Annotated in this window: 26 protein-coding genes, 1 riboswitch and 2 other annotated features; of the genes, 22 read left to right on the plus strand and 4 right to left on the minus strand. The window is 33.5% G+C overall.

Annotation, left to right across the window (positions count from 1 at the left end):
• The first annotated feature begins 388 nt into the window (after window positions 1-388).
• Window positions 389-1,273 carry a LysR family transcriptional regulator gene (locus AN960_RS08510; protein ID WP_056469594.1) on the plus strand — a complete coding sequence of 295 codons (885 nt, stop codon included), beginning with the start codon at window positions 389-391 and terminating at the stop codon, window positions 1,271-1,273.
• An 80-nt stretch (window positions 1,274-1,353) separates the two neighbouring features.
• Window positions 1,354-2,148 (plus strand): SDR family NAD(P)-dependent oxidoreductase, encoded by a 795-nt coding sequence (locus AN960_RS08515; protein WP_056469595.1) that lies wholly within the window; start codon window positions 1,354-1,356, stop codon window positions 2,146-2,148.
• A 42-nt stretch (window positions 2,149-2,190) separates the two neighbouring features.
• Here the strand turns inward: AN960_RS08515 and AN960_RS08520 are convergent, their stop codons facing one another.
• From AN960_RS08520 to AN960_RS08535, 4 genes are all read right to left on the minus strand, one after another.
• Window positions 2,191-2,811: a DUF47 domain-containing protein gene (locus AN960_RS08520; RefSeq protein WP_156339646.1), complete on the minus strand. Its 621-nt coding sequence runs from the start codon at window positions 2,809-2,811 to the stop codon at window positions 2,191-2,193.
• An 84-nt stretch (window positions 2,812-2,895) separates the two neighbouring features.
• Window positions 2,896-3,999 carry a Ger(x)C family spore germination protein gene (locus tag AN960_RS08525; RefSeq protein WP_082459439.1) on the minus strand — a complete coding sequence of 368 codons (1,104 nt, stop codon included), beginning with the start codon at window positions 3,997-3,999 and terminating at the stop codon, window positions 2,896-2,898.
• Entirely contained in the window at window positions 3,993-5,084 is a 1,092-nt protein-coding gene (locus tag AN960_RS08530; RefSeq protein ID WP_056469601.1) for a GerAB/ArcD/ProY family transporter, read from the minus strand. Before AN960_RS08530 ends, AN960_RS08525 begins: the two co-directional genes overlap by 7 nt.
• A complete protein-coding gene (locus tag AN960_RS08535) occupies window positions 5,081-6,568 on the minus strand; it encodes a spore germination protein (RefSeq protein WP_056469604.1) in 1,488 nt (495 codons plus the stop codon). The genes AN960_RS08530 and AN960_RS08535 overlap by 4 nt, the downstream gene beginning before the upstream one ends.
• Before the next feature lie 194 nt (window positions 6,569-6,762).
• Window positions 6,763-7,013 (plus strand) — a binding site (T-box leader).
• 42 nt (window positions 7,014-7,055) lie between these two features.
• Window positions 7,056-7,317: a binding site (T-box leader), on the plus strand.
• 111 nt (window positions 7,318-7,428) lie between these two features.
• Between AN960_RS08535 and trpE the strand changes: the two genes are divergently transcribed.
• From trpE to thiE, 20 genes are all read left to right on the plus strand, one after another.
• Complete coding sequence (gene trpE, locus AN960_RS08540) at window positions 7,429-8,799, plus strand: anthranilate synthase component I (protein ID WP_056469971.1); 1,371 nt, start codon at window positions 7,429-7,431, stop codon at window positions 8,797-8,799.
• Window positions 8,783-9,394, plus strand: a complete 612-nt coding sequence (locus AN960_RS08545; RefSeq protein ID WP_056469607.1) for an anthranilate synthase component II — start codon at window positions 8,783-8,785, stop codon at window positions 9,392-9,394. The genes trpE and AN960_RS08545 overlap by 17 nt, the downstream gene beginning before the upstream one ends.
• Window positions 9,366-10,394, plus strand: coding sequence for an anthranilate phosphoribosyltransferase (gene trpD, locus AN960_RS08550; RefSeq protein ID WP_056469610.1), 1,029 nt, complete (start codon window positions 9,366-9,368; stop codon window positions 10,392-10,394). Before AN960_RS08545 ends, trpD begins: the two co-directional genes overlap by 29 nt.
• Window positions 10,395-11,183, plus strand: coding sequence for an indole-3-glycerol phosphate synthase TrpC (gene trpC / locus AN960_RS08555; protein WP_056469612.1), 789 nt, complete (start codon window positions 10,395-10,397; stop codon window positions 11,181-11,183). It begins immediately after the preceding gene.
• Window positions 11,180-11,785 (plus strand): phosphoribosylanthranilate isomerase, encoded by a 606-nt coding sequence (locus AN960_RS08560; RefSeq protein WP_056469613.1) that lies wholly within the window; start codon window positions 11,180-11,182, stop codon window positions 11,783-11,785. Before trpC ends, AN960_RS08560 begins: the two co-directional genes overlap by 4 nt.
• Window positions 11,786-12,985, plus strand: coding sequence for a tryptophan synthase subunit beta (gene trpB, locus AN960_RS08565; RefSeq protein WP_056469614.1), 1,200 nt, complete (start codon window positions 11,786-11,788; stop codon window positions 12,983-12,985). It begins immediately after the preceding gene.
• 2 nt (window positions 12,986-12,987) lie between these two features.
• Window positions 12,988-13,776 carry a tryptophan synthase subunit alpha gene (gene trpA / locus AN960_RS08570; RefSeq protein ID WP_056469974.1) on the plus strand — a complete coding sequence of 263 codons (789 nt, stop codon included), beginning with the start codon at window positions 12,988-12,990 and terminating at the stop codon, window positions 13,774-13,776.
• A gap of 748 nt (window positions 13,777-14,524) precedes the next feature.
• Window positions 14,525-14,950, plus strand: a complete 426-nt coding sequence (locus AN960_RS08575; protein WP_056469624.1) for a DMT family transporter — start codon at window positions 14,525-14,527, stop codon at window positions 14,948-14,950.
• A 28-nt stretch (window positions 14,951-14,978) separates the two neighbouring features.
• The gene (locus tag AN960_RS08580) at window positions 14,979-15,677 is read left to right on the plus strand and encodes a Crp/Fnr family transcriptional regulator (RefSeq protein WP_056469635.1); all 699 of its coding nucleotides are present in this window, start codon (window positions 14,979-14,981) and stop codon (window positions 15,675-15,677) included.
• 42 nt (window positions 15,678-15,719) lie between these two features.
• Window positions 15,720-16,202 (plus strand): DMT family transporter, encoded by a 483-nt coding sequence (locus tag AN960_RS08585; RefSeq protein ID WP_056469641.1) that lies wholly within the window; start codon window positions 15,720-15,722, stop codon window positions 16,200-16,202.
• A 28-nt stretch (window positions 16,203-16,230) separates the two neighbouring features.
• On the plus strand, window positions 16,231-16,950 hold the full coding sequence (locus AN960_RS08590; RefSeq protein WP_056469643.1) for a YjjG family noncanonical pyrimidine nucleotidase: 720 nt from the start codon (window positions 16,231-16,233) through the stop codon (window positions 16,948-16,950).
• Window positions 16,951-17,172: 222 nt separating this feature from the next.
• Window positions 17,173-18,669: an FTR1 family iron permease gene (locus AN960_RS08595; RefSeq protein ID WP_056469649.1), complete on the plus strand. Its 1,497-nt coding sequence runs from the start codon at window positions 17,173-17,175 to the stop codon at window positions 18,667-18,669.
• Complete coding sequence (locus AN960_RS08600) at window positions 18,659-19,033, plus strand: hypothetical protein (RefSeq protein WP_056469651.1); 375 nt, start codon at window positions 18,659-18,661, stop codon at window positions 19,031-19,033. The genes AN960_RS08595 and AN960_RS08600 overlap by 11 nt, the downstream gene beginning before the upstream one ends.
• 223 nt (window positions 19,034-19,256) lie before the next feature.
• Window positions 19,257-19,487: a FeoA family protein gene (locus tag AN960_RS08605; RefSeq protein ID WP_056469652.1), complete on the plus strand. Its 231-nt coding sequence runs from the start codon at window positions 19,257-19,259 to the stop codon at window positions 19,485-19,487.
• Window positions 19,481-21,481, plus strand: a complete 2,001-nt coding sequence (gene feoB / locus AN960_RS08610) for a ferrous iron transport protein B (RefSeq protein WP_056469653.1) — start codon at window positions 19,481-19,483, stop codon at window positions 21,479-21,481. The genes AN960_RS08605 and feoB overlap by 7 nt, the downstream gene beginning before the upstream one ends.
• 18 nt (window positions 21,482-21,499) lie before the next feature.
• Window positions 21,500-21,655, plus strand: a complete 156-nt coding sequence (locus AN960_RS08615) for a FeoB-associated Cys-rich membrane protein (protein WP_056469655.1) — start codon at window positions 21,500-21,502, stop codon at window positions 21,653-21,655.
• A gap of 103 nt (window positions 21,656-21,758) precedes the next feature.
• A riboswitch (TPP riboswitch) is annotated at window positions 21,759-21,870 on the plus strand.
• 135 nt (window positions 21,871-22,005) lie between these two features.
• Window positions 22,006-22,812, plus strand: a complete 807-nt coding sequence (gene thiD, locus AN960_RS08620) for a bifunctional hydroxymethylpyrimidine kinase/phosphomethylpyrimidine kinase (RefSeq protein ID WP_056469656.1) — start codon at window positions 22,006-22,008, stop codon at window positions 22,810-22,812.
• Window positions 22,805-24,043, plus strand: coding sequence for a putative hydroxymethylpyrimidine transporter CytX (gene cytX, locus AN960_RS08625; RefSeq protein WP_056469657.1), 1,239 nt, complete (start codon window positions 22,805-22,807; stop codon window positions 24,041-24,043). Before thiD ends, cytX begins: the two co-directional genes overlap by 8 nt.
• Window positions 24,027-24,839 carry a hydroxyethylthiazole kinase gene (gene thiM / locus AN960_RS08630; RefSeq protein ID WP_056469658.1) on the plus strand — a complete coding sequence of 271 codons (813 nt, stop codon included), beginning with the start codon at window positions 24,027-24,029 and terminating at the stop codon, window positions 24,837-24,839. The genes cytX and thiM overlap by 17 nt, the downstream gene beginning before the upstream one ends.
• Window positions 24,830-25,468, plus strand: a complete 639-nt coding sequence (gene thiE, locus AN960_RS08635) for a thiamine phosphate synthase (protein ID WP_056469661.1) — start codon at window positions 24,830-24,832, stop codon at window positions 25,466-25,468. Before thiM ends, thiE begins: the two co-directional genes overlap by 10 nt.
• Window positions 25,469-25,696: the final 228 nt, after the last annotated feature.

The following is a 25,696-nucleotide window of genomic DNA, read 5'->3' on the forward strand; positions in this document are numbered from 1 at the left end:
CTGATTAATAAACATCTGTTAGGATACTCTTAGTAAAGGCTATTTGTTTAGGTTTTATTGCAGACTTTTTTTAATGAATAAGTTGATTGGAACGGAGGGGTGCTCGACTCCTATGGGATATGCGGGAAGGCTGAGACCCCGCAGGCTTGCCGAGGAGGCTCAGGTCTCGCCCCATGGAAAGCGAGCATCCTGTAGTGGAAATCAACATCACTCTACTTCTTTACGAAAATTTGGTAAGTTAATTGACAAGGTTGTTTTTCAACAGCGTGAGACTGATTCATTTTGAATCAGTCTTTTTTATTTACCTGTTTTATCAAATTACTTATTATAAGAAAAATAAATGATGTTAATATTGATAATAAGTAAATCTGATACTAGGAGATAGAAAATGGATCAAATTCTTTTAGTTTTTATGGCGGTCGCTGAAAAAAGAAACTTTTCAAGAGCGGCTGAGGAGTTACATATGACTCAACCATCCGTTAGTCAGCAAATTCAATTACTTGAGAAGCATATCGGTGCAAAGCTTTTGATTAGAACGAATAAGTATGTTCAGTTAACGAAAGCTGGAGAAATCGTTTATTTGCATGCAAAGGAAATAACTAGTTTATACAAACGTATGTCGACACTTGTGAATGATCTGATGAATGAGGCTAGTGGTCATCTTAAAATAGGTGCAAGTTATACATTTGGTGAATATGTATTACCGCAAATTTTAGCGGAAATGAAGAGACTTTTCCCGAATGTCATCCCATCGGTGCAAATAGGGAATACTCGAGAAATTGTTCAGGCTGCACTTAGTTATCAAATTGATATTGGTATAGTTGAGGGAGAAGCGACGCATACAAATTTAAATATGCAACCTTTTGCAAATGATGAAATGTATATTATTGCTGGAACTAAAAGCGAAATTTATGCTATTGAAGCTGTGACATTGAATCAAATTGAAAATGAAACATGGATTGTTAGGGAAGAAGGATCTGGAACAAGGGAAGCGACTGAACGATTATTTGAATTATTAAAGATACGTCCTAAAAACATAATTGAATTTGGTAGTACACAATTAATTAAAGAGGCTGTAGAAGCTGGTATGGGAATTACCTATCTTTCTGAACTAGCAATAAAAAAAGAAAAGCAGTTAAATACCATTGATTACCTTAAAGTAGAGGGGACACCGATTCAACGGAATTTTTCAATTATCACAGATAAAATCGAACTTCAAACGAAATCGATGGAACTATTTATTGAGTTAGTGAAGAAATATTACGAGAAATAAAGTAGGAATCCTTTTTTTATTTAGTTGAACATATAGTAAAACAAAGTGTTCTTACGATAAAAAGATAAAGGATAATCATAATGACTTTCAAAAAACAAAAGGGTAAAACAGTATTAATTACCGGACCAACGGAAGGAATAGGCTACGAGTTAACTAAATTATTTGCAAAAGATCATTTCAACTTAGTTTTAGTAGCTAGGAATAAAATTAAATTAGAAGAAATGGCTAATTCATTGATGAAGCAATTCAATATAAAAGTAATGGTTATTGCTGAAGACCTTTCTAAAGTAAATTCTGCTAAGTCCATTTTTGATCAAGTTTCAAAGTCACAACTGGAGATTGATATTCTAGTAAATAATGCTGGAGTTGCTCTATACGGAGACTTTGGTCGGACTGATTTAAATAAAGAATTAAAGATGATTCAGCTAAATATTGTTACTTTAACAGCGTTAGTAAAATACTTCCTACCAAATATGCTTCAAAAAAAGTCAGGTCAAATTATTAATATTGCATCTACTTCAGCTTTTCAACCAGGGCCAAAAATGTCCGTCTATGCAGCTTCAAAGGCTTACGTACTATCATTTAGTGAAGCTCTTTCAGAGGAATTAAGACATACAGGAGTTACTGTAACAGCTGTTTGCCCAGGACCAACTAAAACGGGAATTATAAATTCATCCGGTGGAAATAATTCAAAGCTATTTAAAGGTAAAATTATGACCCCCAAAAAAGTTGCGAAGTTGACTTATGAGGCAGTTAGTAAGAAGAAAACCATTGTTATTACAGGTATTAAGAATAAAATTTTAGCGCAATCTGTTCGATTCATTCCAAGATCGATCATTAGAAAACTTGCAATAAAACTATTGGAAGAAAAATAAAAAAATACAGTCAACAGGCTGTATTTTTTAGTAACAATTTAATTACGCATTACCCATAATAATCTGTTCAAGTGTATTTGCTACATCTTGTGCACTATCAGAAACAGATTCTAACATTTCATATATCTCTTTGAACTGAATTATTTTGATTGGATCTTTTTCATTTTTAAATAACTCTTTAATGGAAGTGCGTAATAACGCATCACATTGTGACTCATAATCCTTTACTTGGATTGCATGTACGCGCATTTCTAATAATTTCTTCCTTGAAAGTAATTGAATTGCTTTTAAAATTTCGTTTGCAGCACTACGGATATTTTTAACAAACTTCACCATGAATTCATCGATTTGAACGATGGAGTACATTTCGAATGTTGCTGAACATTGCTCCATTCCATCTAGTACATCATCCATTTTATTAGCAAGTTCTAGTATATCTTCACGTTCAATTGGTGTAATAAATGTTTTGTTTAATTCAACAATAATTTGATGAATATATGTATCACCTTTTGTTTCATAAGCCTTCATTTCTGCAGAGAATGTTTTTAAATCAGTAGCATTTTTTATTTTAAAGTCATCAAAATAAATCGAACATTCATTTACATTATTTGCGATATTTAAGAGCATTTCAAAGAATGTATCATTTTTTTTACCTAGTCTCAAAGTATGATTCCTCCTAAAAACAGATTTATTTCAAATCCTTACATTATGTTGCTCAAGAAATTAATCTATTATAAATATTATCCATTAAAAAACAGGTCCAGTTCGATCAATTTTTGCCTTAACGGAAGTTTTGAACTTAACATCCTTATAATCTTTCTTCCAATTTAATTTTTTCCATAAAGTTTGATGAGAGCTTGAAATTCTTCTTCCAATCCCAAATGCATCACAATTAGCTTCTAGCAATGAATTAGTGATTTCATTTGCCCGTTTAGTAAGGAATTGTGAAATTTCTTTATTTAACTTGTCCTTGTTAAGTTTTTCTCCCACCTTACCCGAGTAGCTAGTAATTGTTAAATCAAGATTTAGATTTAGTTTACAAGTAATTTTTGACGTTTTTTTATCTATTTTTAAATCTAAATTCCTCTTAATATCTTTTGCCCTAAATGAGATTGAACGATTTTTCCCTAAATTTATAGCCATTTCACTATACTTAGTTATTTGGTCCATCATCAATAATAACAGGCTTCCCTTTTCATCAGGCAAACTAATTCCTGAGAACCGATCCCCATCAAATAAGTCTATTCCACCAATTGTAATTTTATCATTCTCATCTTTTTTTACATAAGGTAAAACCATATCACGACCCTCATCAGTAATCTGATTCCAAGCTGAAAAAACAGTCTCTTTCGGAATTTTTGTCGTTTCTTCAGCAGCTTCTAATCCTTTTAAGATTTCGAATGCAATTGGACTAGTTCCAGGATCGAGTGAAATAATGTCAGATGCTTTATCTTCTGCAATAACAATTCTAGTAGAAGGGGAGGCTTGCCTAGGTCGATAAAAAACCTCTAAAAAAGGGTAAATTCCTTTTTTTGCAAGTTCACTTCCAATTAAGATAATATGAGCTTTACTTACATCAATTTGACCAGGTAGTTTATTATTAATATCAATTGCCATTCCAGCTACATTAGAATTCTTTATTTTGACAAGTTCGTCTTTCACTTCAAATTGGCCGCCACCTTTATTTTCGATATTTAATGCTCTAACTGTGGCTAATATAGTATTGTCTTTGTCTAAGTCCAAACTGATCCCATTCACCATTTTTTTATCTACTAATAGATTCTGATCCCAACAACTAGCTAAAAAAAAGGTAAACAAACATAAGGTGATTAAGAAGGATTTTCTTATAATTGCTCACTCCTTTCAGTCTTAGAGATGATGAAGGATAGGCAAAAGAGAATGAACGGAAGCCCAAATACTATTACATAACTCAAATAAGTTACATATTTGTTAAAAAGAGCTAGTTGTTCTTCACCGATTGGCAAAATTGTAATGATAAAAATAAGGATTCCATTTAATATAACAATTTTTTTGAATGAATTTTCATTGCTAATACTTTTCGCTGATAAAAACATGTAAATTATTACCGATGTTGTCATAGGCACGATCCAGACTGATAAAAAAATCAAATCTAAACGGTCGATCATTTCAAATGAAAGTACTTTAAATAGATATAAAACAGGTTCCCGAATTTGCAAAAGCTGTGTTGGACTAAAGCTTAATAGACAAAGGATGGTGAAATATGTATAGAATAGTGTCACCGTAATATTGGCAAAACTCGCAGTTTTAAAAATTCCTTTTTCTGAATCAAGAATAAAAGGAAATATTAGTAAAAGGCTTTCAAATCCTAACATTGAGAGTAATGATTTATGGCTTCCCAGTAGTATATTTTTCACACCAGAATGTCCAACTGGTAGAATAAAGCGAACTTCTTTTGGTAAATAAAAGGTAAAAAAGGAAAGAAAAAACAGTAAGATAATTAAGACGGAAGATATAACAAAAAATCTTGAAATGATTCTTAAGTCGCTAATTGTTAAATAAATACTCGATAAAACAATAATAAGCGATAATACCCACATAGGAGTAAGTGGGAGTAACCAGAGATTTATGGTTCTTATAAAAAGAATACAAGCCAAACTTCCAATCATAATAAAATAAATATAGATAAATAAATTGCATAACTTCCCCACATATTTACCTAAAATTTTTTTTGTTATTTCCGTATAGATTTCATTTGGATATTTTCTTAGTAATAGCCAGTAGATGAATATTGTAATTTGAACTGCTAATCCTGCTACTAGCGTGGAAATCCAGCCATCACCTTTAGCTGTACTTTCAACCACATTTGGCAAGGAGAGTAATCCAATACCTATTTGACTTTGGACAATAAAAAAATAAAGCTGTAATTTAGAAATCGAATTACTATTCGTTATCATTTTTTCTTCCACACCCTAAACATTCTTTGCCGTTCAAGTTTTTGGGGAAGTGCATCAGTTGGTCTTGTATTTTGTTTCCATATAGGGAGTCTCATAAATGTATCCTTAATATCTTCCTTTCTAAAAGGTGCCATTGGTGAAAAGTACGGCATACCAAAAGATTTTAATTTACACATGTGCATAAAGATTAACATTAATGATAAAGTAATCCCAAAAAAACCTAGTACCGACGCCATAATCATAGTTGGGAATCCTAATAATCTCATACTAGTTCCCATTTCACTGACCGGGGCTACAAATGATGCAATCGCTGTAAAACCAATCACAACAATCATGGTATTTGATACTAAATGCGCTTCAACAATAGCCGTACCAATTACTAATCCACCTACTATTCCAATTGTTTGAGCGATAGGAGATGGTAGTCTAATAGCTGCTTCTTTCAACAGCTCCAATATGATTTGCATCATAAATGCCTCTGCAAGAGGAAGAAATGGTACAAACTCTAAAGAGACTCTAATTGAATAAAGAATTCCGATTGGTAGTATTTCAGAATGGAAAGATACAATCGCGATATAGATTGCAGGTAGACAGATTGCAATAATAAAGCTAAAAACTCTTATAATTCGAAAAAACGATCCAATCAGCCATCTATGAGTATAATCATCAGGAGCTTGATAAAAAGCAAAAAAGGTTATTGGTACAATTGATACGGTAGGATTCCCATCTACAAGTAAATTTATTTTTCCATCCAAAAGATAGGATACAGCCCGGTCTGGTCTTTCTGTATTTAATACTTGTGGAAATGGTGAAAAAGTATTATCCTCAATTAACTCTTCTAAATGCCCCGTTGATTGAAGACTGTCTAACTCAACACCTGAAATTCTTTCTTCTATGACCTCAACAAGTTTTTGATTTGCAATTGAATCGATATAAACCATAGCAACTCTAGTATTCGTAATCTTACCAATCGTAAAATATTTAACTTTTAGCTCGGGTGTACGGATTCGTTTTCTTAGTAATTGTATATTTGTATTTATACTTTCGACAAAACCATCATGGGCACCATTAATATTTTGTTCATTAGCGGGTTCTTGAATTGCTCGTCCTTTATCATCTGGGGCTGCTGCTAGAGTTCCGAATGAATTATTTTCTTCTAAAATAAGACAAAATCCGTCTAATAAACTATCTCCTAATTCTGAGATATTTGTTGAGTTTTTAATCTCATATGATTTGACAATATTGCCTGTTTCATCCTTTGTTTCTCTTAAAATAGGTTCAATAATAAATGATTGAAGTGCCTCAATTTTTATCATCGATTCAAGAAACAAAATAGCAAAAATTTGAGTGTTTTTATGGATAATCTTAACAACCAAATCTTCTGTATGACTTAAATATTCTTGAATCATTTCAATATTATTTTTAAGATTATTTGATAAAACTTCTTCTTTATTTGACTTCATTGTTGTTGTATTAGTTCTCATGTTGATACCTCTTTGATGGAAGGTCTAATTAGGTTTATTCTTTCCAAAATTAGGTTGTGTATGCGATTAATAAAAACGTATGATATTAGTTTTCTAAAAAGTTAAAAAATCGAATCTTGTAGAAATAAACTTGTTGACTTTTTATTTTTTGCATAATAATATAAGGACAATTAATTTAAATAAACATCCATATTTACTTTGCGTTGACGAAGAGTAGTAACGATTACGGAAACTAAAGAGAGCTGATGGTTGGTGCGAATCAGTGTGAAAGTAATCGCGAATGGACTTCTGAGCATTCAAACCGAACCTTAAATAAGTAGTAGGCTTTGGCGAGTAGTCTTCTCGTTACAAAAGACGGGTATTCAATGAAAAGTTGATTGGATACCGACAAAGCGAGCTGTTAATCAGCTAATGAAGGTGGCACCACGGGTCTCTCGTCCTTTTTAAGACGGGGGGCCCTTTTTGTATTTCTTTTAAATTATATAAACATAAATCGATGAGTAAGAAGAGTAAATATTGGTGAATGTCACAGAGAGTTAGACAATGGTGGGAGTCTAATACAGGAACCTTTATCGAATGGGCTTACGAGAGGCATCTTGAACAGTAAAGTAGGGATGCACGGATTTCCACCGTTAAAAGGATAGGGTATCGGAATTATATGCAACTAATTCTCGTATCCGAAAAGTGGGATTCAGTTAAATCTGATCCAATCTGAGGTGGTACCGCGGTAGCAACTAATCGTCCTCTATATGCACAATCTTTGTGCGTATAGGGGACTTTTTTTATACTCATCATTAAATTCCTGGAGGTCGAACAAATTGTCAGTACAAAACAAAGCAGAAATAATCATTGAAACGATAATGGGGGATTTGTTTACACCGATTTCATTATTTAAGAAATTGACCGATAGCAAAAAGTTTTTATTTGAAAGTTCGTTTAAGCATCAAGATTCTGGTCGTTATTCATTTGTCGGTTCAAAACCTGCTTTTGAATTAATTGGAACGAATCAAGGTGGCCAAATCATCCATAACAACGGTCAAAAAGAAGAGTTTATTGGAAATCCTCTTTTAAAACTGAAAGAGCTAATACCAAAGCAGGATTACTTGGAAGCACTTGAACTTCCTTTCATTGGCGGAGGAATTGGATATGTTGGGTACGATATGATTCGCCAATTTGAAGAAATTGGTGATGAGTTGGAAGACGTGATTGGAATGCCAGATCTCCATTTAATGTTTTTTGAAGTCATTATTGTATTTGATCATTTGGAACAGAAAATTCATTTGGTTGGAACAAAGCTTTCCGATGAAACAACATTAGAAGATTTGAAGAGCGAAATTCAGAAGTATAAGCAAGTAATTGTAGCTAACTCAAATCAAGAGGAGGAAGTAAAGCCAGTTGTATTTTCTACTTTCGAGTCTGAAGTTAGTAAAGCTGACTACATGTCCAAAGTAGAAAAGGCAAAGTCATTTATTCAAAAAGGAGATATTTTTCAAGTCGTTCTATCTCATCGAATGGGAGCAAAATTTGAAGGAAATCCATTTGACTATTATCGAAAATTACGAATCCAAAACCCTTCACCATATATGTATTATATCGATTTTGGTGATAGCGTTGTTGCTGGTACTTCCCCTGAAAGCTTAATAAAAGTTAAAGGTAATCAGGTCATAACGAATCCAATTGCTGGTACGAAACGAAGAGGGGAAACAGATGAACAAGACTTAAAAATTGAAAGGGATTTATTACAGGATGAGAAGGAGCTTGCCGAACATAAAATGCTTGTTGATTTAGGAAGAAATGATCTGGGCAAAGTTTGCGAGTTTGGAACAATCAAATTAGAAAAATATATGAACGTTGAGAGATATAAATATGTAATGCATATCGTTTCAGAAGTTAGTGGGGAAATAAAAAAACCACATACTTCACTTGATGCTCTTATTGCTTGCTTACCAGCTGGAACCGTTTCTGGTGCACCTAAGATTAGAGCAATGGAAATCATTAATGAATTAGAGCGTTCAAAGCGAGGGGTATACTCCGGTGCAGTCGGTTATGTATCCGTTAATGGAAATCTTGATTTTGCATTAGCTATTCGAACGATGATTATAAAAAATCAAATGGCCTATATTCAAGCAGGAGCAGGTATTGTTTATGACAGCAAACCCGAACACGAATATGAAGAAACCATTAATAAACTAAAAGCTTTTTTGGAGGAAAATCATGATTTTAATAATTGATCACTATGATTCTTTTACTTACAATCTTTATCAATTTTTAGGAGAGCTTGGCGAAGAAATGAAAATCGCTAGATATGACAAAATTTCAATTGATGAAATAAAAGAAATAAATCCAAAGGCAATTATTCTTTCTCCGGGACCAGGTAAGCCCGAAGAGAAGCAGGAAACGATTGAACTAATTGAAACTTTTCATAAGACTGTCCCAATACTAGGCATTTGCTTAGGGCATCAAGCAATCGGTTATGCATTCGGCGCAAAAATTAGTAAAGCTAGACAAATCAAACATGGAAAAACATCCAAAATTAGGCATGATGGTAGCAATTTATTTGCCTACATGTCCCAACCGTTAGAAGTTATGCGATACCATTCGCTGGTAATTGAAAAGGAAACGATACCGCCATTATTTGAAATTTTAGCATTTGCTATGGACGATCAAGAAATTATGGCTATTAAACACCGAAAATATCCAATTTACGGTATGCAATTTCATCCGGAATCTATTGGAACAGAATTGGGAAAACAGCTTTTATTAAACTTTTTAAATGAAATAAAGGAGGAATTAAAAGATGAAAGAGTACCTTCAACGCTTAGCTAATCGTGAGTCGTTTACAGCAGAAGAAATGCAAGTAGCTGTCGGTCGGATTCTACAGGATGATCAAATATCAGATAGTGAAATCGCAGCATTTTTAGTTGCTTTAAAAACAAAAGGTGAAACAGTAAACGAAATCGCAGGACTAGTAAACGCAATTCGAAATCATACGGTAGGATTTACTAGGAAGTTTCATAATGTCATTGATAATTGCGGGACGGGTGGAGATAACTCATCGAGCTTTAATGTGAGTACAACTTCGGCATTTGTTATTGCGGGAAGTGGAATTCCAATTGCGAAACATGGAAATCGTAGCATGTCCAGCAAAACAGGTAGCGCTGATGTATTAGAGCAGTTAGGTGTGGAGCTATCGATTCCAACACAAGCTTCCGAGGAGCTTATAGACGAAATAGGAATTACCTTTTTATTTGCACCATATGTTCATCCAAGATTGAAAAAAGTTATGAAGGTTAGACGTGAATTGCAAATTCCGACCATTTTTAACTTAATTGGACCTTTAACAAATCCAGTTGAATTAGAGACCCAACTATTAGGAATTTACAGAAGAGATTATTTAGAAGTATTTGCTGAAGTGCTAAATAAATTAGGACGTAAACGAGCGATTGTATTAAACGGTGCAGGTCATTTAGATGAAGCATCGTTAGCTGGTGAAAATCATATCGTCCTACTAGAAAATAATGAGCTGAAAAAGATGACCCTTCATCCGGAAGAAGTTGGATTAACTTATTACCCAAATACAGAAATCAAAGGTGGAGATGCAAAAAGGAATGCAGATATTCTTCTTCGAGTATTAAAAGGAGAAAAAGGAGCTTTTAGAGATACGGTTTTATTAAATGCTGGTTTAGCAATCTATACTTCAGGTATTGTCAATCAAATAACAGATGGTATTAAGAAGGCTGAAGAGAGCATTGATTCTGGCGCAGCTTATGAGAAATTACAAAAACTAGTCGAAAAAACTAGCAAACTGAAAAGAGAGGTTATATAAATGGAAACCATTTTAGATCGTATTATTTCTCAAAAACAAATCGAAATCAAAAGTTTAAGAGCGATTAGTCGGAAAATAGCGGATCAAAAAAAGAATTTATCATTAATTGAAAAGTTAAAAGCTGCAGACCATTTATCGATCATTGCGGAGTTTAAACGAGCGTCACCATCAAAAGGGGATATTAATACAAATCTTAATCCCGCAGAACAAGCAAAGAAATACGAAGAAAATGGAGCAGCCGCAATATCTGTTTTAACAGATACAACTTTCTTCAAAGGTTCCTTTAAAGATCTGAAAATCGTACGTGATTCCGTTAATATTCCGATATTATGCAAGGATTTTATTATTGATCCAGTTCAAATAGATATCGCAAAAGAGCATGGAGCAAACATTATTTTACTCATTGCTGCTGCATTACCTTATACAAAACTAAATCATTTATATCAATATGCTAAACAGCAAAATCTTGAAGTATTGATGGAAGTACATGACGAGGAAGATTTAGAAAAAGCACTAAAAATTGGCCCCCGACTATATGGCATCAATAACCGAAACTTAAAAACCTTTGAAGTGAACCTAGGAGTAACAGAAAGTCTAGCACCACTTATTCAAGCAACTGGGGGTTTCATTATTAGTGAAAGTGGCATTTTCAATGAGTATGATGCAAAACGAGTAAGAAATGCTGGAGCAAATGGAATTTTGGTTGGAGAGGCATTAATGAGGAGTAATGAATTATCATCCAACATGAGAGAGCTTATGGTTCCTATTCTAAAGGAGGCTAAGCAGTGAAAGTAAAAATTTGTGGCATTACCGATTTAAAAACAGCTCAAAGTGCAATAAATGCAGGAGCTGATGCAGTTGGATTTGTATTTGCAGAAAGTAAACGTCGTATTGAAATTTCTGAAGCAAAAAAGATTATCGAATCACTGCCAGATTCGATATTGAAGATTGGCGTTTTTGTAAATGAAACAAAGGAAACATTAGAATCCATCTACCAGGAAGTTGGTTTAACACATATTCAGTTACATGGAGATGAAACACCAGAATTTTGTCGCTCATTATCCTTTCCAGTAATCAAAGCATTACGAGTTCAATCGGAAAAGGACGTTGAAAAAATCGCAGAATATGATTGTGATTATATTTTAGTAGATAGCCCGAGTGGCAAATATCGTGGTGGTAATGGAACAACATTTAACTGGGAGCTTATGGGTTCAAAAAAAATAGATAACTTGATTTTAGCCGGTGGGCTGACGATTGAGAATGTAATACCTGCTAGTAGCGTCGTAAAACCAAAAATGGTTGATGTAAGTAGTGGAGTTGAAACGAACGGTAAAAAAGATCAAGAAAAAATAAAAAGTTTTATAAAAAAAGTAAAATTAGGAGGAATTTAAATGTCTACGTACACACTTCCAGATGTGAAAGGTCATTTCGGTATGTATGGAGGGAAATATATACCTGAAACGCTAGTTCAAGCCATAACTGAATTAGAAGAAGCTTATTCAAAAATTAAAGATGATCCAGCATTTAACGAGGAAATTGAAAGATTGTCAAAGGATTATGTAGGCCGCCAAACACCACTTTATTTCGCCGAAAATTTAACTAAGCATGCAAACGGAGCTAATATTTATTTAAAACGTGAGGACTTAAATCATACAGGTGCTCACAAAATTAATAACGCGATTGGTCAGGCATTGCTTGCGATTCGAATGGGTAAACGAAAAATCGTTGCTGAAACAGGGGCGGGACAACATGGTGTAGCAACTGCAACAGTTTGTGCCCTTTTAAATTTAGAATGTGTTATTTTCATGGGTGCTGAGGATGTTCGAAGACAAGAACTGAACGTTTTCCGAATGGAATTACTAGGCGCAAAAGTGATTAGTGTCGAATCAGGAAGTGCGACATTAAAGGATGCAGTAAATGAAGCCCTTCGTTACTGGGTTGCAAATGTAGATGACACTCACTATTTATTAGGTTCAGTAATGGGGCCACATCCTTTCCCTATGATGGTACGAGATTTCCAAAGTGTAATCGGAAAAGAAACAAGACAACAATTTTTAGCGAAGAACGGTAAACTTCCTGATGCAGTAGTAGCTTGTATTGGCGGAGGAAGTAATGCAATTGGTATGTTCCATCCATTTATAACGGATGAAAGTGTAAAGTTATTTGGAGTAGAAGCGGCTGGTCATGGAATCAATACAGATAAGCAAGCAGCATCTTTAACTAAAGGTGTACCAGGTGTATTACACGGTGCATTAATGTATTTACTTCAAGATGAAGATGGTCAAATACAAGAAGCCCATTCAATTTCTGCAGGGCTTGACTACCCAGGGGTAGGTCCTGAGCATTGTTATTTGAAAGATGTTGAACGAGTAAAATATGAATCAATCACAGATGAAGAAGCACTTGAAGCATTCCAATTATTAGCAAGATTAGAAGGAATAATTCCAGCATTAGAAAGCGCACATGCAGTAGCATATGCAATCAAGCTAGCAGCAACGATGAAGAAAGATGAAAATTTAGTCATTTGTTTATCTGGCAGAGGCGATAAAGATGTTCATACCGTTCGTGAGCGATTAAAGGAGGAAAAATAATGATGAATCGAATTGAATCCCAATTTTCTGAACGACTTAAAAAAGGGGAAAAACTATTTATTCCTTATGTAATGGCAGGAGATGGTGGTCTTGAAGTATTAGGAGGAAGGCTAGCTTTACTAGAAAAATTTGGTGCATCAGCGATTGAAGTTGGTATTCCGTTTTCAGATCCAGTAGCAGACGGACCAGTAATTCAACAAGCGGGAATTCGAGCATTACAAGCTGGTACAACTTTAAGAGCTGTACTTGAAAAGATAAAAGAAGTTCGTAAAATAATTTCTGTCCCTTTAATCGTTATGACATATATGAATCCTATTTTAGCTTATGGAATTGACAAGTTCGTATCTGACCTTCAACAAGCAGGAGTAGACGGCTGTATTATTCCTGACCTACCAATCGAAGAAGAAGAAATTATCATTCATAAACTTGAAGAATTTGGTGTAGAACTAATTCGATTAGTCACAATGGCTACACCAAAAGAACGAATCATTAAAATTGCTAAAAAAGGAAGAGGTTTCTTATACACAGTAACAGTAAAAGGGATTACTGGTGTTCGAAATGAGTTAGACGCCAGCCTATCATCCTTTTTAAAAACTGTTAAAGAAATTAGTAATAAACCTGTAATAGCTGGATTCGGTGTATCTACCCCAGAACAAGTAAATGAATTAAGCCATGATTGTGATGGAGTCATTGTTGGAAGTAAAATTGTTGATTTATTTAATCAAAATAAGATAAATGAAATTAAACTTTTAATGGAATCAAGTTTAGTAAGCGAGGAAGTAAGTAAATAAAAAGTGAATCAGGCTAGATCAGTGGCCTGATTTTTTTATGTATTTAGGAGTATTCTTTCGAGCCTAGCTATGCTTAGCTCTAATAAATAGCTGAAACTAGGTAATAATTGGACTGTGTTAACCTTTTTAGATCAAAAAGATTGATTAGGATAGGTATTATCATCTGATTCTAGTGAAATTACACGTGAAATACGGTAAGCGGTATGGGATAATAAACGTTTATTTGCGATTTTCATAATTTTAATTGCAGATTTACTATTTTTATTTGCGATTCCAGAAATTTAATTGCAGATTTGATCATTTTAATTGCGGTTATCGAAATTTACTTGCAGTTCCTCAAATTATTGCAGACTCTAGGAATTTAATTGCGAACCAATATACTTTATTTGTAGTTTTTTCACTAGATCAGAGTGTATTTCTTCATATAGTATCTGGACTTCAACTATATAACAACAAGATATCCACAAAACTAGACACGCCTCAAAGAAATACAACACCAATTTATCCACTAATAGTTACAATATTCCACATTTTTATTTGAGGTTTTCCACATAATAGCAGAGTATCCACAGAATTCCCACACTCCCAAAACTATATCTACAAACTATCCACAGAAATTTACATAATCTGAAAATTTTTCCACAATTGCAGAGATTGATTAATTTTCTCTTTAGGACATATGTCCTTCCCAAACAACCTTCAAATATCGTTTAATAATGAAGAAATCAATATGACAGGAGAGAAAAATATGAAAGGAATTTTATTAGCAATTGTTGGTGGAGCATTCATTACACTACAAGGTGTTGCTAATTCTCAAATAAGTAGTGATATAGGTACTTGGCAAGCAGCTACAATTACACAGTTTACAGGTTTTATTGTGGCTTTATGCGTCCTACTATTAATAAAAGATAAAAAATTAGCTGAAGTTAAGAAAGTGAATCCAATTTATTTATTAAGTGGGGCACTTGGAGCATTTGTTATCTTTTGTAATGTGACATCAATTCATATTATTGGTGTGACATTTTCAATTTCTGTTCTTTTAATCGCACAGCTAAGTTTAACATTTATCATTGATAGTAGAGGCTGGTTCGGAGTCAAAAAGCTTACTATTAGTCCGTCACAATTTATTGGAATTGGTATGATGATAATCGGTGTGATTGTGTTAGGATCTTAAAAGTAAATTTACAGGAGGTGAAGTTAACTTGAAAATCTCTAGTGATATTGAACAAATTAATCATTTTTTAGCTGAACATAATATTGAAGCAGTCTTTAATGAAGATTTAAAAGCTCATTTAACGCTTAAACGATTCATGCAAGGAGAACTTATTTGTTCTCAAGGAGACTCACCAAAAACTTTGTTTATTTTAGTAAAAGGGAAAATCAAAGTTTATACTTCTTCAGCGGAAGGTAAAACATTAATTCTATCATTTAAAACGCCTCTTGAAATAATTGGAGATGTTGAATATGTAAGAGGCTCTAACTATATAAATACGGTTCAAGCTATATCTGCAGTTGAGATGATTGCTGTAGATTATCGCTGGTTAAAAAAATTTGGTAAAGACTATGCACCGTTTCTTCAATTCTTATTAGAAATCATAACGGAAAAGTTTCTTATTAAGTCGAATTCAATGAGCTTTAATTTAATGTATCCAGTAGAAGTTCGACTAGCAAGTTACTTATTATCGGTTTCATACCACGAAGCGGATTTTTTACAAAACGATAATTTAAATCCGATCAATCTTAAAGACGCAGCAAATTTAATCGGAACGAGTTATCGACATGTTAATCGAGTTATTCAACAGTTCTGTAAGGATGACCTGGTAGAGCGAAAAAATGGGGGTATCCTTATTAAAAATCGAGCCGGTTTGAGTATTCTTGCAAGAAATAATATATACGAATGATAATTTTAGGACTCATACAGAAATTTTTTGGAGGTGTAATTTATGCTTTATGGATTAATATTATCTTTAATAGCAGGATCACTAATTGGTTTACAAAACATATTCAATAGTAAAGTTAATGAACGGGCAGGAATATGGGTAACTACTACATTTGTATTAGGAATGGGCTTTTTAGCTTCTTTAGGAATGGGGCTTTTATTTGAAGGTAAGGAATTATTTGTTTTGCATAATATGAAAAATTGGTATTGGATTAGCGGAATAGTCGGTGTAGGTGTTGTTTTCTGCTTAACGAATAGTACTAAAATTCTTGGACCAACTTATGCGATCTCAATTGTTCTCACATCTCAATTATTGTTTGCAATGTTATTTGATTCTATGGGATGGCTAGGTCTTGAGAAAGTTCCATTTTCTTCTAAGCATCTAATTGGTGTTTTGCTTATTATAAGTGGTATATTAATTTTTAAATTAAGCGGGATAAGTTTGAAACGTATTAAGCTAGTTAAAAATCAATCTAGTAAAATATGAATTAAATAAATAGAGATGGGGAAATGTTATGAAAACATACAAAACATTATTATTTGATGTAGATGATACATTATTAGATTTTGGTGCAGCAGAAAAAGTAGCATTACAATCTCTATTTAAAGATCAAAATTTACCATTAACAGATGAAGTTAAGTCACGATACAAAGAAATTAATCATGGACTTTGGAAGGCTTTTGAAGAAGGTAAAATAATTCGAGATGATATAGTGAATACACGTTTTTCAACTTTATTTAAAGAGTTTGGTATTGAAGTTGATGGTTTTATGCTGGAACAGTCTTATCAAAACTATTTAGGTGAGGGAAATCAATTAGTTGAAGGTGCGTTTGAATTACTGACAAGTCTTCAGAATGAGTTCGACTTATATATTGTTACAAATGGGGTTTCTAAAACACAATATAAACGATTGAATGCAGCTCATATTTATTCTTTCTTTAAAGATATTTTCGTTTCCGAGGATACTGGTTATCAAAAACCGATGAAAGAATACTTTCATTACGTGTTTGATCGAATTCCAAATATTGAATTAGATCAGACATTGATTATTGGAGATTCATTTAGCGCGGATATAATTGGTGGGGCAGGGGCAGGAATCGACACTTGCTGGGTCAATTCAAAAATGCTTTCAAATGACTCAGATTTAATTCCTACTTATGAGATACAAAAACTTGATGAACTTTATAACATCTTAAATATTGAACAAAAGGTTTTGGTTACCTCATCTAACTAATGACCTCTTAAAAGGCAAGGTTTTCAAACAGTCTGAATATGATTTTTAAACTTTATTACACACTGAAGCAAAAAGTTTTATCCTTTTTGCTTTTTTATTTTGCCGAATATTGATACAAACATTAAAAATAGTTAATAAAAATATAATTGACTAAAATCTGAAATAGCTTTATTATCAAGAAGTGATAATGATTATCATTTATATTTAAGGGGAAAATCAAAAATGAAGCAGACTCTTATTAAAGTAACTTTAACAGCTTTACTATTACTAGTTTTACCATTTAAAACCTTTGCGGCAAGCCCTGAAGAGGATTTAACACATGCAAATTCGTTTGTAGAAAGTGCAATCCAATCTGCACAAAATGGAGATTTTAAATCTGCCGAGCAGGAATATAAAAAATTCAACGACGAATGGCTTGATAAAGAGGATGGAATAAAAAATAAGTCGATTGATGCGTATGGCAAAATCGAGGAAGCTATGGGAATGGTACAGTACAACCTAGCTCAAAAAACAGTGAATCAAAGTGCACTCGTTACTGCACTTAAAGAATTAGAAGGAGTAAATGAAAAGTTTATTTCTCATCAATTTGCTAGTTCAAAATTAAATTCAAAAAGTACAGGTAGTGTTGAAGATTTAATTGAAATATTAAACAAAGCATTAGCAGAATTAAAAGATAACAATGTATCAGGAGCAACTTCGGAGATTGATCAATTTAGAAAATCTTGGATCAATATTGAAGGTGTTGTATTAACACAATCTCAATCAGTTTACACTGACGCTGAAAGAGATATGGTTACTTCTTATGCAATGCTAACTGCTAAAACGCCTGATGTGAAAGCGGCTACAAAAACAATTACAGATATGCGTGATTATCTATTACCATTAGCGTCTAAAACTAGTTATACAATGCTAGATGCTATTACAATTTTACTTAGAGAAGGCTTAGAAGCATTACTAGTAGTTGTTGCATTACTAGGATTTATTAAAAAGTCAGGACAAGAAAAGAAAAGTAAGTGGATCTGGTTTGGTGTTGGAACTGGATTAGGTGTCAGTATCATTCTAGGTGTTATCGTAAACATTTTATTCTCAGCAGGTGCTTTTGGAAGTAATAACTTCTTAATTGCAGGCTGGACTGGGGTATTTGCTGCTGTCATGCTCTTATATATGAGTTACTGGTTACATAGCAAATCTAATACGAAGCAATGGCAACAATATATTAAAACTAAGAGTGATAAGGCGTTAAATACTGGTAGCCTATTATCTTTATCAATACTTGCATTTTTAGCAGTATTTCGTGAAGGAACTGAAACCGTATTATTCTTTATTGGAATGGCATCATCAATTAAATTATCAACTTTATTAATAGGAATCGGATTAGGATTTGCAATTTTAGCAATACTGAGCTATTTAATCTTAAAGGTTGGTCTAAAAATTCCAATGAGACCGTTTTTCCTTGTCTCAAGTATTTTAATGTTCTACTTATGTTTTAAGTTTGCAGGTATGGGAATTCATGGTTTACAACTATCAGGATTACTTCCAGCGACGCAAGCTCCTATTCCAACAATTGATTTCTTTGCGATATATTCAACTTGGGAGAGCTTTATACCTCAAATAATCTTGTTATTAATAGCTTGTATTGCTGTAATTTATAATAGATTCTCAAATAAAAACAATAAAAAAAGTAGTAAAAATTCAGGGGGAACGAAAAATGTTATCTAATAAAAAACTAGTCGCAGCAATGGCTTTAGGACTATCTTTAACTTTATCTGCATGTGGAACGAAAACAGACGATGCCATTAAAACTGGTTCTGATGATATGATCAAAACGATTTCAGAATTAAAAACACAAATTTCGAATAATGATGAAGCAAAGGCAAAAGATAGCGGAGAATCTCTTGAAAAATCATGGGAAAAATTCGAAGACTCAGTAAAAGATAAAGACAAATCACTTTATGAAAAAGTTGAAACGCCACTCCATATTATTGAAGCAGGAGTAAAGGTATCTCCATTGAATGCAGATACACTTAACCAGGCTGGTGACGAGTTGGAAAGTGTATTAAAAGAAGTTAAAGATCTAAAATAATAAAGATATAATCACTCATTGTTTTCTAAAAAGCCTACATCGAATTTTCTTTGTGGGTTTTTTCTTGCTTTTTTTGCTCGATTTTGGGAATTTTTTCTTAGGTAAACCTTTTCATAAAAGTAGGTAGACAATTAACTTGACTTAATTTAAGATAAAGATATTGATAAGGATTATCATTATTAATTGTTTATATATAATAAGTTTCGATCCGGGGGAATCACTTATGTTACTTTCAGAATTAAAAAAAGGCGAAAAAGCAAAAATAACGGACTTGTCATCACTAGGTGAGGCAGTGAAGAGACGTCTTTTAGATCTAGGGATAAGTGAAGGGGCTATGGTCTGCTTACAATGTACAATGCCGTTCAAAGGGCCTTGTATGATTGAAAATTGCGGACAATCACTTGGCATTCGATTTCATGATGCATCTGGGATAAAGGTAGAAAAAATATGTTAAATATAGCGCTTATTGGAAATCCAAATACAGGAAAAACTTCTCTATTTAATAATTTAACAGGTACATACCAATATGTAGGAAATTGGAGTGGGGTTACCGTTGAAAAAAAGGTAGGGACTATAAAAAATAAACTTGGAAATCTAATTGATTTACCAGGTATCTATTCTCTGAGCCCTCTTTCAAAAGATGAGGCCGTTGTTTCACATTTTTTTGTAAATGAAACATTTGATGGGATGATTAATATTGTTGACGCTGCTCAATTAGAGAGAAATTTAATGCTCACTCTTCAACTTCTAGAGTTTAATAAATCAATGATTATTGGTCTAAATATGGTTGATGTTGCTAAAAGGAGAGGAATTTCAATTGATCCTTCTAGTATCTCAAAGATATTAAAAGTACCAGTTATTCCAATTGATGCTAGGTCGGGTAAGGGAACAGACGAAGTAAATGAAGTATTAGCGACAATTCCTCAATCTGAAGTTGAGTTTGAAATTGATTATGGAAAAATTGTTGAAGATGGTATTAAAAATATTATGACATTATTACCTACAACTTTATCTATTCCTAAAAGATGGACTGCAATACAAATCTTAGAGGGGAATAAAGAGGTAATCGAATTTATAGCTTCATCCTACGATTTTAGTAAAATTGACCAAGTAATTAAAATAACAGCGGAACAATTAAACAGTGAACAAGGTGTAGCACCTTCAAAATGGATTTATTCTGTAAGAAAAGAAATGATTTCAAATTTAATTGGTAGTTCGGTAGAGAAAGAATCGAATGAAGCAGTTACATTAACTGATCGCATTGATCGATTTGTGACACACCCAATTTTGGGTATTCCTATTTTCTTAGTAACAATGTTTTTAATGTTTAAGCTTACTTTCGATTGGTTAGGGTTACCCTTATCCGACGCATTAGATGGTTTTTTATCAGGACCTGTAACAGACTGGCTTACTAACGGCTTAAATGCAATTCATGCATCTGATTTTATCAAAGCAGTTATTCTTGATGGAATTGTTGCCGGTGTTGGTGGAGTTTTAGTCTTTGTTCCACAAATTTTTATTTTGTTTTTACTAATATCATTCCTTGAAGATTTTGGATATATGTCTCGCGCAGCTTTAGTAATGGATCGTTCGATGGAGATGGTTGGTTTAACCGGAAAGGCATTTATTCCAATGATTATAGGATTTGGTTGTAATGTACCTGGGGTTATGGCCGCTAGAACAATAGAACAGCCTAGAGAGAGACTACTCACGATTTTGTTAACACCATTAATGTCTTGTTCGGCGCGATTACCAGTATACGCACTATTCGTTGGAGCGTTTTTTGCGAAAAATCAAGCAATAGTTGTTTTTTCACTGTATATACTTGGAATCGTAGTTGCATTAATATTAGCTAAGGTTTTTTCATCTACTATATTAAAAGGTGAGTTTTCATTATTTGTCGTAGAACTTCCACCATACCGTATGCCACAAGGTAAAGCTTTGTTTAGAAGCACATGGGACAAAGGGAAGGGCTTTATTCGAAAAGCTGGTACGTTTATTTTTGGTGGTTCTGTAGCTATATGGTTATTATCTTATATGGGACCAAGTGGTTTCGGTGTTTCGATGGATGATAGCTTTTTAGCAATGATTGGGGGTATACTTACACCAATACTTGCACCTTTAGGATTTGGTACATGGCAAGCAGGTGCTTCTTTACTAACAGGGTTTTTAGCTAAAGAGGTTGTCGTATCTGCTATGAATATTATCTATCACGTGCCAAATGCACATTCTTTACAAGGAATACTGTCAACACAGTTTTCTGCACTTTCCGCATTTAGCTTTATGGTTTTTGTCTTATTGTATGTACCATGTCTAGCAACAGTTGCGACAATTCGTAAAGAGACAGGTTCAGCTAAATGGACATATTTCTCAGTTGGATATGCATTAGTTATTGCATATATATTAGCATTAATTATCTATCAAATTGGAAGTCTCTTAGGCTACTAGAGAAAGGGGTATCTACTTATGATTGTCAATATTATAATAGGAGCTCTTATTTTTGGATATGCAGGGTGGACACTTTTACGATATATAAAGAAAACGAAAAAAGGTAAATGTGGCTCTTGCTCGATCGCAAAAACTTGTAGTTCAAATTGTGATACAGTTAATTATTCAAAATAGCAATATGGTTTTCTTTAAAGACAAAATTTAAAGGAATCAGTCTAAATACTTGAATAAATTTAGAGGATTAATTAAGATGATAAAGTAATTAAAGTAAATAATTGAATAGTACTAGGGGTGCCGTAAATGGTCGGCTGAGATTAAGACACAGGTAGTCTTTGACCCTTTAACCTGATCTGGATAATGCCAGCGTAGGAAAGTGAACGGTAGAATACATTTTTTGTATTCATAACATTGATTTGTTCGAGCACAAGTCCTTATGGGATTTGTGCTTTTTTGTATTTAAAATCAAGTTTCATCTTCTATCTGTAAGATCAAAGAGTTCTATTCATGAAATAGGGGGAAGAAAATTGAAAAAAGTATTAACGATAGCCGGCTCTGATTCAAGTGGTGGTGCAGGTATTCAAGCGGATTTAAAGACATTTTCAGCTCATCATGTTTTTGGAATGAGTGTAATTACAGCTGTAACAGCTCAAAATACGCAAGGAGTGTTCGCTGTACAAGATATGACACCAGAGATTATTGCTAGTCAGTTAGATGCAATTTTTACTGATATAGAAGTAGATGCTGTAAAAATTGGAATGGTATCTCAAATAGAGACGATTAAAGTAATTGCTGAGAAACTTAAGCAATATAAACCAAAGCAAATCGTAGTTGATCCAGTTATGGTTTCAAAAAGTGGATTTGACTTATTAAGTCCAGATGCAAAGGAAGCTTTAATTCAAGAACTCATTCCTTTAGCAACTGTAATTACGCCAAATCTTCCTGAAGCAGAAGTGATTACTGGAAGTAAAATTACAACGATTGAAGAGATGAAAGAAGCTGCTATTCAAATTCACTCATTAGGTGCAAAGAACGTCCTTGTAAAGGGTGGTCATCTAGAAGGTGAAGCGACCGATATTTGTTTTAATGGTGAGGAGTTTACAAGCTTTAACAGCGTTAGAATTAATACAATTAATACCCACGGTACAGGTTGTACTTTATCTTCAGCGATCACATCTAATTTAGCAAATGAACTTGAATTAAATGAGGCAATTAGAGAGGCGAAAAACTATATAACATTAGCAATCCAACATTCCTTTTCAATTGGAAAAGGAGTAGGTCCTGTCCATCATTTCTACTCATTGTATGAAAAGGCAGGCGTTCAACATGTCTAAGCAAAATGCAAAAATGACGAAGTGGAACTTTACAACACTTTGGTTTGGTGCGGCAGTTTCTGTAGCGGAAATTATGACTGGTGCCCTAGTAGCACCACTAGGTTTTAAGAAAGGTTTAACGGCCATTTTAGTAGGGCATTTACTTGGAACATTATTGCTCATTTTAGGTGGAGTCATTGGTTCTCAGCAAAGATTGTCAGCAATGGAATCTACAAAAATTTCATTTGGTAGTTACGGTAGCTATTTGTTTTCGATTTTAAATGTTTTACAGTTACTAGGCTGGACGGCAATTATGATTTTAACAGGGGCTCGCTCTATCAATTTAGTTACAATAAAAGATTATAAATTCGATCACTTATGGGTTTGGTGTTTAGTAATTGGAGTATTAATCGCGATCTGGTTGTACTTTGGACAAAATGCTTCAAAAAAACTTAATAGTTTAGCCGTTTGTTTATTATTTGTTCTAACAATTGTACTGTGTTTTGTTATTTTTAAAAGTGATAAAATCTTAACTCAACCAAGCACTACTGGATTATCTTTTGGAGAAGCAGTTGAATTATCGGTCATAATGCCACTATCGTGGATTCCATTAATTAGTGATTATACTCGATTTGCAAAGACAACAAAGGATGGAGCAATTGGTAGTTTTATAGGTTATATGTTTGGAAGCTCTTGGATGTATATTATTGGGCTAGGCGCAGCACTGGCATTTAATGAAGTAGACCCGGTTGCTGTTTTAATGAGTGCAAATCTGGGATTATTTGCGGTTGGTATCGTCGTCCTAGCGACTGTTACAACAACATTCATGGATGCTTATTCTGCCGGAATATCAGTTACAACCATTTTTCCAAAACTAAATGGAAAACATATAGCCCTTATCGTTACAGCTATAGGAACATTATTAGCCGTTATTTTCCCAATTGAAAAGTATGAAGGATTTTTATATACAATTGGTTCATTTTTTGCGCCGCTATATGCAATTTTATTAACGGACTATTTTATCCTAAAAAGAACAAGTATAAGTAAATCGTTGAAAATTGATTGGATTGCGGTTATTACATGGATTTTAGGAGTTTTTATTTATCGTAAGTTTGTACAATTAGATTTCTTCCTTGGGGCTACTGTACCAAGTATGATTTTAATTTGTGTCATTTATATAGTTGTTCAGTTTGTTATTAATAAGCTTGTTCCAAAGCAAATCGGGGGAGAAAAAAATGTTAACTATGAATGAAATGAGTCAAATTCTTGAAAGCGTGAAAGAGAAAAAGCCTTTAGTTCATCACATTACAAATTATGTAACTGTAAATGATTGTGCAAATATGGTGTTAGCTCTAGGTGGATCACCAGTTATGGCAGATGATTTAGCCGAAGTAGAAGAAATGGTATCTTTTGCATCAGCTCTTGTTATTAATATTGGAACATTAAATGAAAGAACAATCCAATCAATGATTAAAGCTGGTAAAAAAGCTAATCAATTAGGCGTACCAGTTATATTAGATCCTGTTGGTGTAGGAGCAACTACTTTACGTACAGAAACGACTGCTAAATTATTGAAAGAAGTACGTTTTGCAGTAGTTCGTGGAAATATGTCAGAAATTAAAATGATTGCTGGCTTAAATGTTCAAATTAAAGGTGTGGATTCTGTAGCTGGTGAAGAAGACGGCGTTGAAATTGCGAAATCTCTATCAGCGAAATTAGGCTCAGTAGTTGCAATTACAGGTGCAGTAGATATTATTGCAGAACAGGACCGAGTATGTACCATTTCAAATGGAGATAAAATGCTAGCTGATGTAACTGGAACTGGATGTATGAGTACATCACTAATTGGAACTTATGCTGGTGCAACGACTGATTATTTCCTTGCAGCTGTTTCCGGTATTACTACGATGGGACTATGTGGAGAGCTTGCTAAGGCTCGCCTAACTGAAGGGCAAGGAATCGGTACATTTAAAATAAACTTATTTGATGAAGTATCTAAAGCTTCTGTTGATACACTTCTAACGGGAGGAAAAATCGAATGGCTATAACAAAAAGTAAAATAGATTATAAGCTTTATTTAGTAACTGACAGAGATGTATTAGGATCAAGAGATTTAGTTCAATCTATTGAGGAAGCAATTAAAGGTGGAACAACAATCGTACAAATAAGAGAAAAAAATTGTAGTAGTCTAGATTTTTACAAAATTGCTTTGCAAGTAAAAGAAGTAACTTCAAAATATAATGTTCCATTGATTATTAATGACCGTTTAGATATCGCTTTGGCGATACAGGCTGATGGATTGCATATCGGTCAAGAAGACTTACCTTTAACTGTAGCTAGACAGATTGTTGGAGAAGATATGATTATTGGTGTATCTGCATCAACATTAGAAGAAGCAATGATTGCACAGGAACAAGGTGCGGATTATGTTGGAATTGGTTCAGTGTATCCGACGAGTACAAAACTAGATGCAAAATATTTAGCACGAGATGAGTTACGAAGAATACGTGAGGCAGTAAAAATTCCAATCGTAGGCATCGGTGGAATTAATGAAAAAAACGTTTCTGAATTAATGGAAACAGATATTGATGGTGTTGCAATTGTTTCTGCGATCTTAGGGAAAGAAGATATAAAATCGGCTGCTGAGCATTTGAGTATGTTGGTTAATAAAAAATAAATTTGTATCTGGGTATCTATTACATCGTTATTTGATGGATAGGTGCCCTTTTTTATATAAAAGTATGTATTATGGGGAGATATATTAAAATGTGAAAAAATTCACAAATTATTCAATTATATCCCAGCCTTGTAACGATGTTTTCAGGTAAAATCTTTCAAAGAGTACAGCTCCTGGGGTAAGTGGAAAGGGGATAGTAGGTCATGCAGGGATCGTGATTGATTCTAA

The sequence above is a fragment of the Bacillus sp. FJAT-25509 genome, from assembly GCF_001420605.1.
Taxonomy (GTDB): domain Bacteria; phylum Bacillota; class Bacilli; order Bacillales; family Bacillaceae_G; genus Gottfriedia.